This is a genomic window from Vibrio spartinae, from assembly GCF_024347135.1.
In the GTDB taxonomy this organism is placed as follows: Bacteria; Pseudomonadota; Gammaproteobacteria; order Enterobacterales; family Vibrionaceae; genus Vibrio; species Vibrio spartinae.
Window position 1 is genome coordinate 2643704 of sequence record NZ_AP024907.1, and the last position, 17661, is coordinate 2661364.

At 44.6% G+C, this 17661-nt stretch carries 12 protein-coding genes and 1 tRNA gene; 6 read left to right on the forward strand and 7 right to left on the reverse strand.

Annotation, left to right across the window (positions count from 1 at the left end; all coding sequences use genetic code 11):
• Positions 1 to 289 precede the first annotated feature (289 nt).
• Together rne and OCU60_RS11675 are read left to right on the forward strand one after the other, a co-directional pair.
• On the forward strand, positions 290 to 3481 hold the full coding sequence (gene rne, locus OCU60_RS11670) for a ribonuclease E (RefSeq protein ID WP_074373228.1): 3192 nt from the start codon (positions 290 to 292) through the stop codon (positions 3479 to 3481).
• A gap of 343 nt (positions 3482 to 3824) precedes the next feature.
• Positions 3825 to 5384 carry a SulP family inorganic anion transporter gene (locus OCU60_RS11675; protein ID WP_074373227.1) on the forward strand — a complete coding sequence of 520 codons (1560 nt, stop codon included), beginning with the start codon at positions 3825 to 3827 and terminating at the stop codon, positions 5382 to 5384.
• A gap of 252 nt (positions 5385 to 5636) precedes the next feature.
• Here OCU60_RS11675 and adhE read toward each other — a convergent pair whose 3' ends face one another.
• Positions 5637 to 8345, reverse strand: coding sequence for a bifunctional acetaldehyde-CoA/alcohol dehydrogenase (adhE, locus tag OCU60_RS11680; protein WP_074373226.1), 2709 nt, complete (start codon positions 8343 to 8345; stop codon positions 5637 to 5639).
• 736 nt (positions 8346 to 9081) lie between these two features.
• Between adhE and OCU60_RS11685 the strand changes: the two genes are divergently transcribed.
• A complete protein-coding gene (locus OCU60_RS11685) occupies positions 9082 to 9936 on the forward strand; it encodes an ion transporter (RefSeq protein ID WP_074373225.1) in 855 nt (284 codons plus the stop codon).
• A 93-nt stretch (positions 9937 to 10029) separates the two neighbouring features.
• Here OCU60_RS11685 and asd read toward each other — a convergent pair whose 3' ends face one another.
• Positions 10030 to 11142, reverse strand: a complete 1113-nt coding sequence (asd, locus tag OCU60_RS11690) for an aspartate-semialdehyde dehydrogenase (protein ID WP_074373224.1) — start codon at positions 11140 to 11142, stop codon at positions 10030 to 10032.
• Positions 11143 to 11399: 257 nt separating this feature from the next.
• Complete coding sequence (gene yejK, locus OCU60_RS11695) at positions 11400 to 12398, reverse strand: nucleoid-associated protein YejK (protein WP_074373223.1); 999 nt, start codon at positions 12396 to 12398, stop codon at positions 11400 to 11402.
• An 84-nt stretch (positions 12399 to 12482) separates the two neighbouring features.
• On the opposite strand from yejK, the gene OCU60_RS11700 reads away from it, so the two are divergent.
• The 3 genes from OCU60_RS11700 to OCU60_RS11710 all read left to right on the forward strand — a co-directional run bounded on the left by OCU60_RS11700 (position 12483) and on the right by OCU60_RS11710 (position 14664).
• Complete coding sequence (locus OCU60_RS11700) at positions 12483 to 12707, forward strand: YejL family protein (protein WP_021019522.1); 225 nt, start codon at positions 12483 to 12485, stop codon at positions 12705 to 12707.
• Between the two features lie 24 nt (positions 12708 to 12731).
• Positions 12732 to 14534: a DUF3413 domain-containing protein gene (locus OCU60_RS11705; RefSeq protein ID WP_074373222.1), complete on the forward strand. Its 1803-nt coding sequence runs from the start codon at positions 12732 to 12734 to the stop codon at positions 14532 to 14534.
• 53 nt (positions 14535 to 14587) lie between these two features.
• Positions 14588 to 14664 (forward strand) — tRNA-Pro (locus tag OCU60_RS11710).
• A 115-nt stretch (positions 14665 to 14779) separates the two neighbouring features.
• Here OCU60_RS11710 and OCU60_RS11715 read toward each other — a convergent pair.
• The 4 genes from OCU60_RS11715 to OCU60_RS11730 form a co-directional block, all read right to left on the reverse strand.
• Positions 14780 to 15949 (reverse strand): site-specific integrase, encoded by a 1170-nt coding sequence (locus OCU60_RS11715; protein WP_074373221.1) that lies wholly within the window; start codon positions 15947 to 15949, stop codon positions 14780 to 14782.
• A gap of 340 nt (positions 15950 to 16289) precedes the next feature.
• Positions 16290 to 16793 carry a PadR family transcriptional regulator gene (locus OCU60_RS11720; protein WP_083602659.1) on the reverse strand — a complete coding sequence of 168 codons (504 nt, stop codon included), beginning with the start codon at positions 16791 to 16793 and terminating at the stop codon, positions 16290 to 16292.
• 6 nt (positions 16794 to 16799) lie between these two features.
• Positions 16800 to 17426, reverse strand: coding sequence for an HNH endonuclease signature motif containing protein (locus tag OCU60_RS11725; RefSeq protein ID WP_074373218.1), 627 nt, complete (start codon positions 17424 to 17426; stop codon positions 16800 to 16802).
• Positions 17419 to 17655 (reverse strand): hypothetical protein, encoded by a 237-nt coding sequence (locus OCU60_RS11730; RefSeq protein ID WP_074373217.1) that lies wholly within the window; start codon positions 17653 to 17655, stop codon positions 17419 to 17421. Before OCU60_RS11730 ends, OCU60_RS11725 begins: the two co-directional genes overlap by 8 nt.
• Positions 17656 to 17661 lie beyond the last annotated feature (6 nt).

Below are 17661 nucleotides of genomic sequence, written 5' to 3' on the forward strand. Positions count from 1 at the left end.
TTTGGGTAGAAACTTACGGTTCTTTGTATGCTGCAAATGGCGTAAGACAGACATGACCGTAACTTCTTATTGTTCTACTCATCGTCATTCATGTTGAGTATCTACCGCACACTGCGGCTTATCACTGGTGAAAAACAATCAGCGGGTGAGGACTGAAGTGCCTTTTTGAGCGTCCCTTCCAGCCGAGAGGCTGCAAACAAAGCCATGGGATCAGGCACCGTGAAGACGAAATGCAAGCAATAAGTACAACAAACAATCAAAAACAAAAGAAATACAACGAGATTTTTAAATGAAAAGAATGTTAATTAACGCAACTCAAAAAGAAGAGTTGCGTGTCGCGCTGGTCGATGGTCAGCGACTTTTCGATCTGGATATAGAAAGCCCCGGACACGAATCTAAAAAAGCCAATATTTACAAAGGAAAAATCACCAGAGTTGAGCCAAGTTTGGAAGCAGCATTTGTTGATTATGGTGCTGAAAGACACGGTTTCCTTCCTCTCAAAGAAGTTGCGAAAGAATATTTCCCAGCCGGATACACTTATCAAGGACGTCCTAGTATTAAGGAAGTTCTGAAAGAGGGCCAGGAAGTTATCGTTCAGATCGAGAAGGAAGAACGCGGTAGTAAAGGTGCTGCACTGACAACATTTGTCTCTCTGGCTGGCAGTTATTTGGTTCTGATGCCGAATAATCCTCGAGCCGGTGGGATTTCCCGTCGTATCGAAGGCACAGAAAGAACTGAACTGAAAGAAGCACTCAGTACACTCGAACTTCCCCAAGGTATGGGACTGATTGTCCGTACCGCTGGTGTGGGCAAAAGTGCTGAAGAGTTAGAATGGGATTTAAATGTTCTGCTCAATCATTGGGGGGCGATTAAACAGGCCTCCGACTCTAATCCTGCACCATTTCTGATCCATCAGGAAAGTAATGTTATTGCACGTGCAATTCGCGATTATCTACGTCGTGACATTGGCGAAATCTTAATCGATAGCTCTACCATTTACGAACGTGCACTAGAGCATATTCGCCTTGTGCGTCCCGATTTTGTTAATCGGGTTAAGAAGTACGAAGGTGAAGTGCCGCTATTCAGTCATTATCAAATCGAAAGCCAAATCGAATCCGCATTCCAACGTGAAGTCCGTTTACCTTCTGGTGGCTCGATAGTGATCGATCCGACAGAAGCACTCACTTCTATCGATATCAACTCTGCTCGTGCAACTAAAGGCGGTGATATCGAAGAAACAGCGCTGAATACGAATTTGGAAGCTGCTGAAGAAATCGCTCGTCAACTCCGTTTACGAGATTTAGGTGGCCTTGTGGTCATCGACTTCATCGATATGACGCCAGTTCGCCATCAGCGTGAAGTTGAGAATAAACTCCGAGACGCTGTTCGTGTGGACCGTGCCCGAGTTCAGATTGGTCGCATCTCCAGATTCGGACTACTTGAAATGTCCAGACAACGCTTGAGTCCTTCTCTGGCAGAGGCAAGTCACCATATTTGTCCTCGCTGTTCTGGGACAGGGGTTGTTCGGGATAACGAATCTCTCGCACTCTCAGTGCTACGATTGATTGAAGAAGAAGCACTGAAAGATAATACCTCGCAGGTACTTGCTGTCGTCCCAGTGCCGATTGCATCTTATTTATTGAATGAGAAACGTCGATCAATCAACCATATTGAGCGGATTCAAGATGTCAAGATCACCATCGTGCCAAACTCTGATATGGAAACACCTCATTTTGAGGTCATCCGGGTCAGAGAGGGTGAAGAACAGGAAATGCTGTCTTACCTCGTACCTACACGTATAGACAGCATTCGTGAAACCGAAAATAAAGATATTGTCGAACCTGAAACGAAACAGCGACGTATCGAAGAGCCGGTATTAAAAGGATTTGCTGCGCCAGCAACATCAGCGCCTCAACCCAAAACGCCTCAGGCTCAAGATCAAGGCACACAGAAGCAAAGTGAACCGAAAGGGCCGGCACAACCGGGGCTGTTCAGTCGCTTTATGAAAGGCCTGACGGACCTGTTCTCTGGTTCGGAATCGGCCCAGCCAGAACAACCGAAACCGGTGACCGAAACAGAAAAACCAGAACAGGAACAACGTTCAGAGAATAGAAAACCTCGTCGTTCCCGTGAACGCAATCATGAGCAACGTAGACGTCCGCGTCAGCAAACTCAGGATAGCGACAAGCCCAAACTAGATAAAGCGGACTCAACAGAAGTAAAACAACAACCTTCTGATGAGAAGAAACCGACGAAGTCTCAGCCTCGCAAACCGAAGCAAGAAAAGCAGGATAAGCGCGGGAATGGGAATAAAGACAAAAATGCTGCTACTAAGTTAGCAGAGGAAGGACAAAAGATTGCTCAGGATGCACAATCTGAAGCGAAAAAAGATCCACAGGATACCCAAGAAAAAGCAGTGGTCGCTAAAGAGCGTCGCCAACGCCGCAAGCTAACCAAACAGATTCGTCTGCAGTCTCAATCGGCTGACGAAACATTGGCAAGTCAGGAACGTGAGTCTGAACAGGATGCGTTGAGCCAAGAAGCCGCCCCTGTAGCAGTGGTAAACGAGCCGTCATCCCCTGTGCAGTCATCATCGGAAGAGATGCAACAGAATCAAACCTCGACTAATAATGATGCGAATGAAAACGCGAATACCGAAGAGCCTAAACAGCGTCGGAGTCGCCGTTCACCTCGCCATTTACGTGCAAATGGACAACGCCGTCGTAGAGGAAGAGAGCGCAGACCAAACCCATTCCGCTTACGGAAAGGTGGTGTTGCATCTCCGGAAATGGCGATGGGCAAAGTGATGCCAAGCTACGGTTTGGTGAAAAAATCCACACCGCAGACGGTTAAACCCGAGCAATCACCAGCTCAGCCAGAAACACAGGAACAACTCAGCGGTGTTGCATTCCCTGAAATGGCAATGGGTAAAGTGATCATTCGTTCAGCGACTGAATCTACAACACCGGAAATTGCCACATCAGAGAATGCACCGAAAGCCACACCAGAGAGCATCGCTCCTGAGACGGTTACTCCTGAAACGGCGAGTGCTCCTGAAGCGGCGAGTGTGGTGACACAAGAAGCGAAACAACCTTCATCAGGTCACAATGATAAGGTGACTATGACGGTAGAAACGGCAGGTGATAAACAACCATCTCCTGCGCCAGTCGCGGCGGAAACCATTCATGAAGTTACTGCTGAACCCGCAGAACAGCAAGTGGTTCCGGACGACAGTCCTCGCGAGATGCCAGAATCAACTCAGCAAAGCGCAGAGTTGCCTGTACAGCTCGCACCAGAAAGCGTCATAGCAGTGAAAGGCCATGCATTTTCGGCAATGACAAAAGCTCCCGGAAATGGTGAACTGGTACAGGTCCTTCTGGAAGCAGCGCCTTTGCGAGAGCAACGCTATTCATTAAAAGGCGCTGGTAGTCATGCTGCAACCAATCATGCAAGTTCGGCAATGGCAAAACCACTACAGTGATCCTGAATCGCTTCTGCGTAAATAATTAGTCTTTAAAGAGCTGCTAAATGGCAGCTCTTTTTTTATGCCATAACGTGATAGCAGACTGATAAGTCTATTCAGCGATGGAACGCTGACCAATCACCAACATACCAAACAGTTGACCTCAATCACACTTTTCTGTAGCATTCGCCAACTTATGCCCAAGTAAAGCCCAGACAGAAATACCGTTTCAGTCATGAGCGCGCTTGCGGTACATGAACCCGACATACTTAGTTCATATTGCTTGATTAGAATACTTAGATCAAACCTATAAGAGCTATATCGGTTTTTGTTCAGCCACTAATAGAAAACAATCATACTCATGCTTGAATTCCCAAATCAATCAACATATTCAATTAAAAATGATGTCCTTTCCGGACTCACCGTCGCACTGGCACTGGTCCCCGAGGCCGTTGCTTTTGCATTTGTTGCAGGTGTTGACCCGATGGTCGGTCTTTATGCCGCATTCATTGTCGGTCTAATTACTGCTATTTTTGGTGGCCGTCCAGGCATGATTTCAGGTGCCACTGGTGCCATGGCTGTCGTCATGGTTAGTCTGGTCGCAGAACACGGCATCTCTTACCTGTTTGCCGCCATTCTATTGGCAGGTATTCTCCAAATCAGTGCAGGTATATTCAAACTCGGAAAATTTATTCGGATTGTGCCCCACCCTGTCATGATCGGTTTCGTCAACGGACTGGCTATCGTTATCTTCCTCGCCCAGTTAGGACAGTTCAAAGTCCCATCACTGAATGGTATGATGACTTGGCTACCCTATGATCAAATGTTACTCATGTTAGGCCTTGTCGCTTTAACCATGGCAATTATCTTTTTCCTACCGAAGATAACAACTGCGATACCCTCCTCTCTCGCGGCTATCATTGTGGTCACTTTACTGGTTCAGGGGTTAGGCTTAGAAACTCGTACCGTCGTTGATTTTCTACGCACCATGTCTGGGAATGATTCGGCAACGCTTGCAGGCACTCTCCCAGCATTTTCAGTACCGAATGTACCTTTTACATTCGAAACATTGAAAATCATTCTGCCCTATTCTGTCATCTTAGCGGCCGTCGGATTGATCGAATCTTTGCTGACACTGACCGTCCTTGATGAGATGACCAATAGCCGCGGCCAATCAAACCGTGAATGTATGGGACAAGGGCTTGCAAACATCACCTGTTCATTCTTCGGTGCAATGGGCGGCTGTGCCATGATTGGTCAATCGATGATTAACGTAAACTCCGGTGGCAGAGGACGTCTGTCCGGTGTCGTGGCTGCGGTGATGTTACTATGCTTCATTTTGTTTACGTCATCACTCATTGAGATGATTCCATTGGCAGCGCTGGTCGGTGTCATGTTTATGGTCGTGATCGGAACATTTGAATGGGCAACCTTTAAGCTTGCCAGAAGAGTACCAAAGAAAGATTTCTTTGTGATTGTACTCGTGACCATTGTTACCGTATTTACCGATTTAGCGATTGCTGTTGCAGTGGGTGTCATCACATCTGCACTGATGTTTGCATGGGATCATGCAAAACACATTTATGCAACCAGCCATGCGAATGAAGACGGTTCCAAAGAGTATAAAATCCATGGCCCGATTTTCTTTGGTTCTGTGGCGAATTTTCTAGAGCTGTTTGATACTCACCAAGATCCAGAACACGTGATCGTCGATTTCGCTCAATCACGGGTGACCGATCACTCAGCCATTGATGCGATTGAAACGCTTGCCGAGCGTTATGCAGTCGTTGGAAAAACGCTTCACTTACGTCACCTGAGTCAGGATTGTCGTAAGTTACTTCATAAAGCCAGCAGCTTGATAGAAACGAATGTGAAGGAAGATCCAACTTACAAAGTTGCAACCGACGTTCTCGCAGGATAGAGACGACAGTCTCAATACTGACAATGATTAAAAAGCCGTTGTTTCATCTCAGAAACGACGGCTTTTTCTTATCTATCATGTTCTTATTTATCATTTCATTATTTCTAAAAGTACCGGATTCATGCTCCGCATCGCATCACCGTTCAACATCATACAACCTTAGATGTCGATGACATCAGAGAATCCGCACACATAAAAAATGCCCCGACCAAAGGCCGGGGCATCTGCATACTTTATGTAGAATGAATGCAATTAAGCTTCAGACTTCTCTTTTTTCGCTGTCCGCTTTCTTGGTGTTTCGGCAGCTTCTTGATCCGCTTTCTTCTTAATAACGGTCGTCCCTTCAACAGTCTCGCCTTCAACATAAGCGTGACCGTAGTAAGAGGCCAGTAATACCTCTTTCAGCTCGCTGATTAACGGGTAACGAGGGTTTGCACCTGTACACTGGTCATCAAAAGCCTGAACGGACAGTTCATCAAGTTTAGCAAGGAAATCCGCTTCGTTAATTCCTGCAGCCTGAATAGATAGTGGGATATCAAGGTCATGTTTCAGCTCTTCTAACCAACCTAATAAACGCTCAATCTTCTGTGCGGTACGGTCACCCGGCTGAGACAGACCCAAATGGTCGGCAATCTCAGCATAACGACGACGAGCCTGAGGACGGTCATATTGAGAGAATGCTGTTTGCTTGGTTGGATTGTCATTCGCGTTATAGCGCACGACGTCCGCAATTAACAAGGCATTCGCCAAACCGTGAGGTACGTGGAATTCTGCACCGATTTTATGAGCCATTGAGTGACATACACCTAAGAAAGCATTGGCAAATGCAATCCCGGCAATGGTTGCTGCATTGTGCACTTTTTCACGAGCAATCGGATCATTCGCCCCATTGGCATAGCTTGACGGCAGATACTCTTTCAACATCTTCAGCGCTTGTAAAGCCTGACCATCTGAGTATTCGTTAGCCAGAACAGAGACATAAGCTTCCAATGCGTGAGTTACAGCATCATAGCCACCAAACGCAGTAAGAGACTTAGGCATGTTCATCACCAGATTCGCATCAACGATTGCCATATTTGGTGTCAGTTCGTAGTCAGCAAGTGGGTATTTAGCACCAGTATTATCATCTGTTACAACCGCAAACGGTGTCACTTCAGAGCCAGTACCAGATGTTGTTGTGATACATACCAATTCAGCTTTTTGACCCATTTTCGGGAATTTGTAGATACGTTTACGGATATCCATAAAGCGCATCGCCAACTCTGCAAAATGAGTTTCCGGATGCTCATACATAACCCACATGATTTTCGCAGCATCCATTGGAGAACCGCCACCCAGCGCCAAAATCACATCGGGTTGATAGCTCGCCATTTGTGCGGCACCTTTTTCTACAACAGATAGTGTCGGATCAGCTTCAACATCAAAGAACGTCTGAACTTCCATGCCTTGAGCTTTCAATAAGCTTACAACATCGTCAGCATAACCATTGTTGAATAAGAAACGGTCTGTCACCAAGAATGCACGTTTTTTACCTTCAAGGTCGCCCAGTGCGATAGGCAGGCTACCACGACGGAAGTAGATAGACTTAGGTAATTTATGCCACAACATGTTTTCAGCTCGCTTAGCAACAATTTTCTTGTTCATCAAATGTTTAGGACCGACGTTTTCTGAGATAGAGTTACCACCCCAAGAGCCACAACCCAGTGTTAAAGAAGGTGCCACATTAAAGTTGTACAGGTCACCGATACCACCATGCGTTGTTGGAATGTTTACCAGAATACGAGCAGTTTTTAACCGGTCACCGAAGTAACGGATACGATCTTTATTCACATCCTGATTGGTATACAAACCAGATGTATGACCGATACCACCGATTTCTACCATTTTCACCGCTTGGTCTACCGCATTTTCAAAAGAACTTGCACGGAACATACCTAACGTTGGCGATAATTTTTCATGAGCAAACTCATCATCGTAAGACACTTCACCGATACCTTCACCGACAAGAATCTTCGTGTCAGCCGGAACACTCACGCCAGCCATTTCGGCAATGGCAGTTGCCGGTTGACCAACGATTTTAGCATTCAGCGCACCATCAATGAGCAGCACTTTACGGACTTTATCTGCATCAGACTTGCTCAACACATGAGCTTTGTGCGTGGCAAAACGCTCTTTAACTTCGTCATAAACTTCATCCATAACAATGACGGCTTGCTCAGAAGCACACACAACACCATTATCAAACGTTTTTGACATCAGAACAGAAGCGACAGCACGTTTGATATCAGCAGTTTCATCAATAACAACAGGCACGTTACCGGCGCCGACACCGATTGCTGGTTTACCAGAAGAGTAAGCAGCCTTAACCATGCCCGGACCGCCCGTTGCAAGAATCAGTGCAATCCCTTCGTGCTTCATCAGTGCATTCGATAGCTCAACAGACGGTTGATCAATCCAGCCGATGATGTCTTTCGGTGCACCCGCAGCAACCGCTGCATCCAGTACAAGTTTTGCGGCATCATTGGTTGAGTTCTTCGCACGAGGGTGAGGAGAAAAGATAATACCGTTACGAGTTTTCAGAGAAATCAGAGATTTAAAGATCGCTGTAGAAGTCGGGTTCGTTGTTGGGACGATACCGCAGATAATGCCGACAGGCTCTGCAATCGTCATTGTTCCCATGTTTTCGTCTTCTTCTAACACACCGCAGGTTTTTTCATCTTTGTATTTGTTATAGATGTACTCGGATGCAAAGTGGTTTTTGATCACTTTGTCTTCAACAATCCCCATACCAGACTCAGCCACGGCTTGTTGTGCCAGAGGGATACGAGCTTGGTTTGCTGCCAGTGATGCTGCACGGAAAATTTTGTCGACTTTCTCCTGAGAGTAAGTTGCAAATTCTGCTTGAGCAGCTTGCACACGCGCAACAAGAGCATTTAGTTCCGCCATATTTGTTACAGGCATAGTGAATCTCCTAAAATTAAAAAAATGTTAAAAACTTTTTATTAAGACTGTCATCCGGTCTAAACGGCCAAAATCCAGATTTTTCTCAGAAACACGCTTAGTAAATAGCTTTCATCTCTGAGTATAATCTTTCAGTATTTGAAAACATTGACCCAGATCAGTTCCAAAAAACAATTCTTTTACTTGTTGAAATATTGCCCAAAAACCACATAACCTTATGAAATTAAATATAAAATAAATAAAGAGACCGGTTCCATAAAGAAATCTCATCGAAGTATAAAATAAAAAAACTACAATTTTATGTAATAAATTTTCATGGCAAAACAACACAGAAAGACCTAATCCGTTGTTTTCGTGCTACTGGTAATTATATAGGTCATGCTTGAGAACACCATTTTTAAACTCCTTTTTTTACAATATCCCTACATATGAGACACAAAACAGCCCGTAGATCCAAACACTTGTTCTGATGATATCCAATACACAAGGTTCTATTTCAATGTTCTCTCATCATACCTGTGCAATAACAATTGAATAGATGACATCTCATTCATATCACGGGATAATCATTGAGCGGATGTCAAGACGAACGATGTCACATGTTGCAGGATTTTTAACGGACGGGTGGCGGATGAATCTGCCGTCAAAGCGGCTATAACGTATTAAATACGTGACCACCATTCATGAGCCACACTTAAAACAAGACTTATAACGCAGATTTATCAACGGGAAAGCGATGACTGAACCCTCAATAAGAACAAATCTTTATGTCATTATTTTCGGGACACATACCCGGGCAGGAAAAGTGTTTGACCTCTGTCTGATTGCAATAATAGTGAGCTCCCTATTGGTTTTAATTCTGGAGTCCATTCCGGAAGTTAATGCCCAATGGCACCAACAGCTCCATTACTTTGAGTACGGTTTCACCTTCCTATTTACGGTGGAATATATTGTCCGGCTCTACTGTTCTCCTCACCCCAAAGCCTATGCGAAAAGTTTTTACGGGATTATCGATTTACTCGCAATTCTACCCACATATCTCTCGCTACTCTTTCCTACTGTTTCATTTATGGCAGTTATCCGACTGATCCGAGTAATGAGGATTTTCAGAATTCTCAAGCTGGTTCGTTATCTACAAGATTCCAATATCCTGATGCGTTCGCTCCTCATGGCTCGTCGGAAGATTTTCATCTTCTTTAGTTCTGTTTCCATCCTAGTCACGATTTTCGGGGTGCTGATTTATGTCATTGAGGGACCGGAACATGGATTCTCAAGTATTCCGAAATGTATCTACTGGGCGATCGTCACCATTACCACGGTCGGGTATGGTGATCTGGTGCCTCAAACACCGCTTGGTCAAGGGCTCGCCTCGCTCACGATGTTATTGGGTTACTCAATTATTGCAGTCCCGACAGGCATTATTACAGCGGAGCTGAGTAAAGAGATGAACATGCATCGCCAATTGGTCAAATGCCCGAACTGCTCTCAAACCGGGCATGATAATGATGCGCTGTTCTGTAAACACTGCGGCAGCCAGCTAGCCGATCCGGATAAACGCATCGTCTCCGGCAAGCCCTCATCACACGGATAAAAAAAGAGTGCACGCTGTGCACTCTTTTTACCAATATAACCACAAGTTTTACCAATACAACCACAAGGCGTCATGTTGTGATGATTGACGTCTTTATTTTTCGTTCAGAATGATTCGTAAAGTCCGACGCAATGGTTCTGCTGCGCCCCACAATAGTTGGTCACCAACAGTAAATGCATTGAGGAATTCATCCCCCATCGACATTTTACGTAAACGTCCCACAGGAACAGATAACGTCCCTGTCACTTTAGTCGGTGTCAGTTCCTGAACGGTGATATCCCGATCATTGGGAACCACTTTCACCCATTCATTGTGAGAGGCGATAATTTCCTCGATTTCATCCATTGGCACATTCTGCTTTAATTTAATCGTCAGGGCCTGAGAATGACAACGCATGGCACCGATACGCACGCAAGTGCCATCAATCGGGATCGGAGAACCTTGCAGATCGAGAATCTTGTTCGCTTCAGCACCAGCTTTCCATTCTTCTTTACTTTGTCCGTTATCACGTTTCACATCAATCCATGGAATCAATGAGCCAGCCAACGGAGCACCAAAGTTATCGCTCGGGAAAGAGCTTGAACGCATCGTTTCGACAACTTTGCGGTCAATATCAAGAATAGAACTGGCCGGATTAGCCAGCTCAGAACTGACACGATCATTAATGACACCCATCTGTGAAATCAGCTCACGCATATTCTGAGCTCCGGCACCGGATGCAGCCTGATACGTCATGGCACTCATCCACTCCACCAGACCTTTCTCAAACAGTCCGCCTAAGCCCATCAGCATGAGACTCACAGTGCAGTTTCCGCCGACGTAGGTTTTGGTTCCTGCATGAATGGCTTGTTGAATATGCTTCAGGTTGACCGGATCAAGTGTAATCACAGAGTCATCAGCCATCCGTAATGTTGATGCAGCATCAATCCAGTAACCCTTCCAACCGGCATTTCTGAGCTGCGGATAAACTTTCTCGGTGTATCCTCCGCCTTGACATGTAATGACGGCATCCAACTGTTTTAAGCTTTCAACATCATAAGCATCTTGCAGTAACCCAGCATCTTTCCCATAATCAGGGGCCGCGATACCCACTTGTGAAGTGCTGTAAAATACAGGTTCGATATGATTAAAATCACCTTCTTCAACCATCCGCTGCATCAGTACAGAACCGACCATACCACGCCACCCGACTAAACCTACTCTCATTGCACAAACTCTCCATGTGTTTTTGATTCAAATCTAATCCACCATCTATAAGCGGTTCAGAATAAAATCTCAAGCTCAATTTAGTATTTCCCATAAGTTTTTCGACTTGATAATCGAAATTCACCCCATTAAATTCGCATATAAAAATCAATGATATCCTTCAGATAAAAACAAAAGGCTCCCAGATGAAAGAGCCTTGATCTTTCTTTTTGCAAGCTCTTCTCTTTACAAGAGAGTCCGTTGCGCAAGAAAGTCGATTAACGCCTTGTCAGTTGGTCACGCAAATTAGGCGGAGTCCCCTTGATGGTCAGAGTATCTGACTCCGGATCATAGAAAACGCGCTCACCAAGTAACAAACTATCGAAGCTCAGATTTAACCCACCACCGGAGCCAACATATTTTGTCAGTTTGCGAACTGTAGAGCGATCTGCTGGAAAACTCTCTTCCAACTCATAGCCGTGACTGTGGGTGTAATCCCATAAAGTCGTCCCGTTGGTATCATCCGGCAACTCTTGCGATAAATCCTTCAACTGAACTTCATCGCCCGATTTAATCTGTTCATTACAGTAGTCATAGACCTGCTTTTTGTAAGTAATTGTTTCATCTTTTTCAAACTGAGCATCACTACAAAAATCTTCCACGGCCTGCATCAATACTAAATTTTGCTGTTTTGAATCCAGCCCGACATCGGCCTGAAGAAAATCGAGAAAAAAGTCGGCAACTTTGCGGCCAACCCGCCCTTTAATATAAGTCAGATAACGATTGGAATCCGGGTCTGACTGGTAAAGCGAGAGATCGATACGGGCAGCGATATCCATTTGTCGGATATCCAGATAATCCGTCGCACTGATATCCAACCCTTCGGTGATCTTCAGGCTCTGGTTCATTGGTAAGAGGCCAATAAAGAGGTATTGTGTCGCCAGTGACTGATACTCAGCCATCACCAAAATCCCTTCGTCAGCAAAAGGATACTTGATCAGTTCGTCTTTGAGTTTTCTGGCACTGGACTGTGAGAAATCATAAAAACTTAAGTCCCCACTTTTGAGCCCACGCAACCAGTTTTGAAACTCACTGTCTGATTGGAAACAACCAAATCCTTTCGAAGGCTTGGCACTAAAAACTCGGTGCAATTCAGCGACCAGATTTCCCGTTGAGGCATTGTTTTCTAAAGCCTGGGAGCGATAGTTGACAACCAGTTCATCCGATTCATTTTTCAGTAACTGGTGTAGTATTACATTGGAGAGATCAAGACTCATAGCGAATTTATCATCGTTGTGGTTTCAGTTGACAGGTATAGTAGGTTATCATAAGCCGTTTTTACTATCATCGTTAGAGTCTATATGCCCATTACATCAAAATATAGTGATCAACAAATTGAAACGATCCTGACTGAAATTGCTGCCGTTTTTGATAAGCATGATGCGTCTCCGGATCTGGTTCTGATGATCGCCGGAAATATCGCAACGAACGTCTTGAATCAAAATGTTGCAGAGAGCCAGAGAAAAGCCATTGCAGAGAAATTCGCTCAAGCGTTGATATCTTCAATCGACAGTACGATTCATTAACAAAACGGATAAAACGAAAAGAACATGGTAGAGAGTGAAAACACCTACGGAGAGCGTGTATCTCGTTTAGTTGGCTGGGGACACTGGTTTGCGTTTTTTAATATCATCGCAGCCATGCTGATCGGTACACGTTATATATCCCAGTCCCCGTGGCCAGAGACATTGTTGGGACAATTTTATCTGGCTGTTTCATGGGTCGGGCATTTTGGCTTTCTCGTTTTTGCCCTTTACCTGTTAGTGTTGTTTCCGCTGACTTTTCTTGTTCCTTCACGCAAGTTATTCAGGTTTCTTGCTGTTTGTTTTGCAACTATCGGACTCACCGTCCTGCTCATCGACACGCAGTTGTATTTCAAACTCAATCTCCATTTAACGCCCGTCGTTTGGGAGGTGCTGTTTAGCGATAACTCCAAAACGACAACCAACGATCTTCAGCATCTGTTTGTCTTGTTACCGCTGATTTTTGCCATGGAGATCGGTTTATCCGAATGGGTATGGCGAAAACAGAGACGCTTATCGCATAAACACATTGGCCGACCACTGGCGACCATTTTCTTTATTAGCTTTATTACGAGCCACCTGCTCTATGTTTGGTCTGATGCCTCTTTGTATACGCCAGTCACCAGCCAAAAATCGAATTTCCCACTGTCTTATCCGATGACAGCAAAATCGTTTATGGAAAGACATGGTCTGTTTAATCGGGACGACTATCTCAAGCGTCTGCACGAAAAACAGACCCACAAATCGGTACTGGTTAACTATCCGTTAGAGCCAATCAAATTTGATCGCCGGATTAACCCACTCAATATTCTGGTCGTGAGTGTCAACAACTTACGTGCCGATATGCTCAGCAAAAAATATATGCCGATGGCGACAACTTTCGCCGAAGACAATCTAAACTTCAGTAATCATTACAGTTCCAGTAATGACATGTTTGGTATTTTCGGACTATTTTATGGCCTGCCCAGCAGCTATGCATCGAGCATAAAAGTCCAAGGCACATTGCCGGTTCTGCTCGATACTCTGGAAAATCAGAAATACAACTTTGGGCTTTTCAGTGGCAATAACTTCAGCGATCCACTCTATGCTGAGACCATATTCAGAGGATTGCCGTTAAACCACACCCCATTTACGAAAGACGCCAGCAGAGATGAACAAACGATTGATAACTGGTCAAAATGGGTTGCGAATCAATCAGGACGCTGGTTCAGCTATTTAGAACTGACGACGGTTCAGGAGTTTGATGCCCCGAAGAACTCATTCGGAAAATCCACACAAGACAAACTCAAAAATAACTATGAGTTATCGGTTGAAGCTGCGGACCATGAGATTGGACAACTGATTAAGAAAGCGTATGAGATGGGATTAATGGACTCAACCATTGTTGTCATTACATCCAACCATGGCACTGAGTTTAATGAAACCAACACCAACAGTTGGGGCTCCAATACCAACTACAGTCAGTATCAGCTGAAAGTACCGATGATTATCCACTGGCCGGGCAAAGTCGCCGCCGATTATACCCAGCGCACCAGCCACCTCGATTTTTCAGTGACACTGTTGCAAGATTTACTCGGTGTTTCTTCAAATCCGCATGACTACAGTAGCGGTCAGAACTTGTTTGACGAAAATAAAAGACGTTGGATTTTAGCAGGAGATGCCCGGGAATTAGCTCTAGTGACCAAGAATCAAACAACTGTCATTGATAAGTTTGGTAATTTCAAAGTCTTTGACAACAATTATCATCGATTGCCTGATACCAATCCAACGCTACCGGTGCTCATGCAAGGGTTAACCGAACTGAAACGTTTCTATAGCAAAGACAATTAAATCAACCTATTGCTCTTGACTCGTTTCGTTAAAGGCGTTAGATTACAAGCCATCGGACTGTAGCGCAGCTTGGTAGCGCACCGTCATGGGGTGTCGGGGGTCGGAGGTTCAAATCCTCTCAGTCCGACCATACACCTTTAGCCCGTAATTCATAGAGTTACGGGCTTTTTAATACCCTCAAAACACTCTAGAAAATCCCCTCGGTTCCAAAATGGTTCCAATACGGTTCCAAAACTCTCCTTTCTTTACCGACGAATTCCTATCTCTGCGGCTGGTACTTGAACCCAGTGAATATGTCCCGCTTTATAGATAGCGGTACTCTTAGAATCAGTGTGAGCAGCCCTAGCCTGAGGATCATAACCAGCTTGATCATAAAGGTGGATACTCAATCCCCGAATTTCATGAAATGTCGGTCGCTGATTTGCCGGCAGATGTTTTTTGACTCCGGCAGCATCACGATAATATGAAAACTGACGGCTCAGATACTTCTTATTGATCTGTGTAATGTGATCACAATAGTGACTCATCTCATTACTCTGCCGCTCCGGAATACGGTGAACAAGATATGGCGACGGTAAACCATCACTCTTGCTCTCTTCAATAATTTTTAAGAGAGACCCTGTAACTGGAATGATCACTCGGCTAGCTTCTTTCTCCTTTACTTTTTGGCGGTGAATCTTCAGATAACCATAAACGACCAACTCACCTTCTTTTTCCGGCTGATCAAATGCCTCATAATCCCGATATTTCAACCGACAAATCTCATTCACAGCGTGGGTCGTTTCCAGTGACAGATCCATCGCAACACGCAACCAGGCCGGTGCCAGATTCCAAATCGCTTGATATTCCTGCAATGTTAATCGAGTCCGTTGCTTATTTTCCTTAGGCTTTCGTTTCTTCCTTCTTGCAGGATTATCCAGCATCACCGATTCATCTACGGCATAATCGAAAACCTTTTCCATAAAGGAGATCCAACGGTTATAAACATTGTTGGATTTACTGACCGCAAATTCATCTAAAACCAGATTGACTTCATCAATCCCGATAGAAATACCTCTGTGATTCCCTAAAAGCGATTTGAGTTTTTTCACCTTGTTTTCAAAATCAGCAAATGTTCCTGGTGTGGGTTTCTCTTCTTGCTGATAGCGAGTCATGATCTGATTTAAAAACTGAGAAAAAGGTAATACAGCCTTACGATTCTGAGCCGATATGTTCGAGGTATTAATCGGGTGAGAAAGTTCCGGATCAACCCGGTAGGTCGCATTGTACCGACGGGCCAGAGCAATTGCTTTGGATTTATCCCGCCCTAAAGACTTCCATGAATCATCTACGCGTCGGAATACATATCCTTTATTACCTTTAAAATAGAGACCTTCCGGAAGGTCTCTGTATTTCTTACTTCTTGGTCTCGGCACGGTCACCTCTTCACAACTTAGTGCTGTAGCAAGTCATCCAGCATAGAATCACCAGTAGCCTGCTTTTCTCTTTCAACATCTACATAATAAGTGCGACCTATTCGTTTACCTGGCAACGTACCTAAATCAATTTCTCTACGGCATGTACGTACATCAGGAGCCTGGCCTTCAGAAAACCGAGTCTCGCGCCATTTACTCAGCTTTATCAACATAATAATACCCCGTACTGCTCATAAAATCAGCAGCATTAAAAATGAAGATGGTTGCTGCCCGTGAGTTGCCGCTCACGAACAGCCTTTCGTTGGAGCCGAAAGCATAGTTTTACCGTCTTACCGACGACCTATGCAGCATTACCCTGAGATAAAAACGAATGTCCGACACGCTGAGCCCACTGAGCATCGGCGGTCAGTCTGGCAATCTGCCGTTCAATCACGAAAATTTGTATCGGGTCTTCGCATTTATCTTTCTTCATTTCCAGCTCTGTCACAGCTCTTGTCAAAGATGAGATCATGCGAGAAAAATAAGAACCGTTTTCTAGCGCTAAATGAACAATAGCTTCATCTCGTACCTGAGGAATATTCGGTGCTGAATCGGCTACCGCCTGAAGCTCGGACTCTCCGGATGGCGTTAATTGGTACACTTTCTTATCCGGTTTCCCTGACTGAGGAACAACTTCACATGTTACATAACCAGAGGAATCCAGTTTTCCTAACTCTCGGTATACTTGTTGATGACTTGCCGGCCAATACTTTTCTTTTACCAATTTGCATAAATCATAGCCAGACATTCGCTGTTCCTTTAGTTGGCTCATTAACAAAATGGGTAAATTTGATAGTTTCATCATGGTTCCTTAGTTCATTCGTTTAGATTTACTTGCTTCGAACATTGCGACTTCAAGTTCAGCAATCATCCGGCCAGTTTCTTTCAACTCATCCGGAAGATTATTGACGTCACGTTTATTCATCCTCAGATTGACCGATTTAGAGACACATACCAGATTGTCGATGTCACAATTGCGGTTATCACCGTCTTTAAAACGGATGATGTGGCCACGAGGAATCACACCATTGTGTTGTTCCCAGACAACATGATGCTTAGGCCGATATCTCGTACTTGCCCCTGTATATGGGTTGGGCTCATTGACTTTGATCAGGATGTGTCCATCTTTAGCACAAAATCGTTCATGTCCGATCGGCTTCAGGTTCTTAGGTACTTGTCCTTTCTGAAACGATCCTGAGTTTGATGTTGTGGCTCCTTTTATTCCCGTATTCCACGGTTTTGAACCTTTTTCAAAATGACCGGTTCGACCGGAGAAAAAACCATATCGTTTACAGGTGCCCGCAATTGCTTTCTCACCAATATCGGTACCAAAACGGTGATTAAACAATACTGTCAACTCCCGGCGTGCTCTCTGACAGTTTTCACTTAGAAACAGCTTTTCCTCCTCTGTATAAATGTGAGTCTTTCCTTTAGGCATCTCTTTTATCCTCCATCATAGGAACATCATATTTACCAGCATATTCAGCTTTAAACTTCGCACCATCCAAAACCAATGAAGCATTGCTAACAATCTGATTTGAAACTGACGAGATAGCCTTACTTCTTTCGATCTCCCTCTTTAATTCTTCATTGCTTAATGATTCATCACTTAAACGTTCCAATTGAGCGAAAAGGTGATTATTCAGATCAACTAACTGGTTTTTCATTACATA

Coding starts and splice junctions, on each gene's coding strand:
- OCU60_RS11720 (WP_083602659.1), bottom strand. CDS start 16,793: ATGATGAAACTATCAAATTTACCCATTTTGTTAATGAGCCAACTAAAG.
- adhE (WP_074373226.1), bottom strand. CDS start 8,345: ATGCCTGTAACAAATATGGCGGAACTAAATGCTCTTGTTGCGCGTGTG.
- rne (WP_074373228.1), top strand. CDS start 290: ATGAAAAGAATGTTAATTAACGCAACTCAAAAAGAAGAGTTGCGTGTC.
- yejK (WP_074373223.1), bottom strand. CDS start 12,398: ATGAGTCTTGATCTCTCCAATGTAATACTACACCAGTTACTGAAAAAT.
- OCU60_RS11725 (WP_074373218.1), bottom strand. CDS start 17,426: ATGCCTAAAGGAAAGACTCACATTTATACAGAGGAGGAAAAGCTGTTT.
- OCU60_RS11675 (WP_074373227.1), top strand. CDS start 3,825: ATGCTTGAATTCCCAAATCAATCAACATATTCAATTAAAAATGATGTC.
- OCU60_RS11685 (WP_074373225.1), top strand. CDS start 9,082: ATGACTGAACCCTCAATAAGAACAAATCTTTATGTCATTATTTTCGGG.
- OCU60_RS11700 (WP_021019522.1), top strand. CDS start 12,483: ATGCCCATTACATCAAAATATAGTGATCAACAAATTGAAACGATCCTG.
- asd (WP_074373224.1), bottom strand. CDS start 11,142: ATGAGAGTAGGTTTAGTCGGGTGGCGTGGTATGGTCGGTTCTGTACTG.
- OCU60_RS11705 (WP_074373222.1), top strand. CDS start 12,732: ATGGTAGAGAGTGAAAACACCTACGGAGAGCGTGTATCTCGTTTAGTT.
- OCU60_RS11730 (WP_074373217.1), bottom strand. CDS start 17,655: ATGAAAAACCAGTTAGTTGATCTGAATAATCACCTTTTCGCTCAATTG.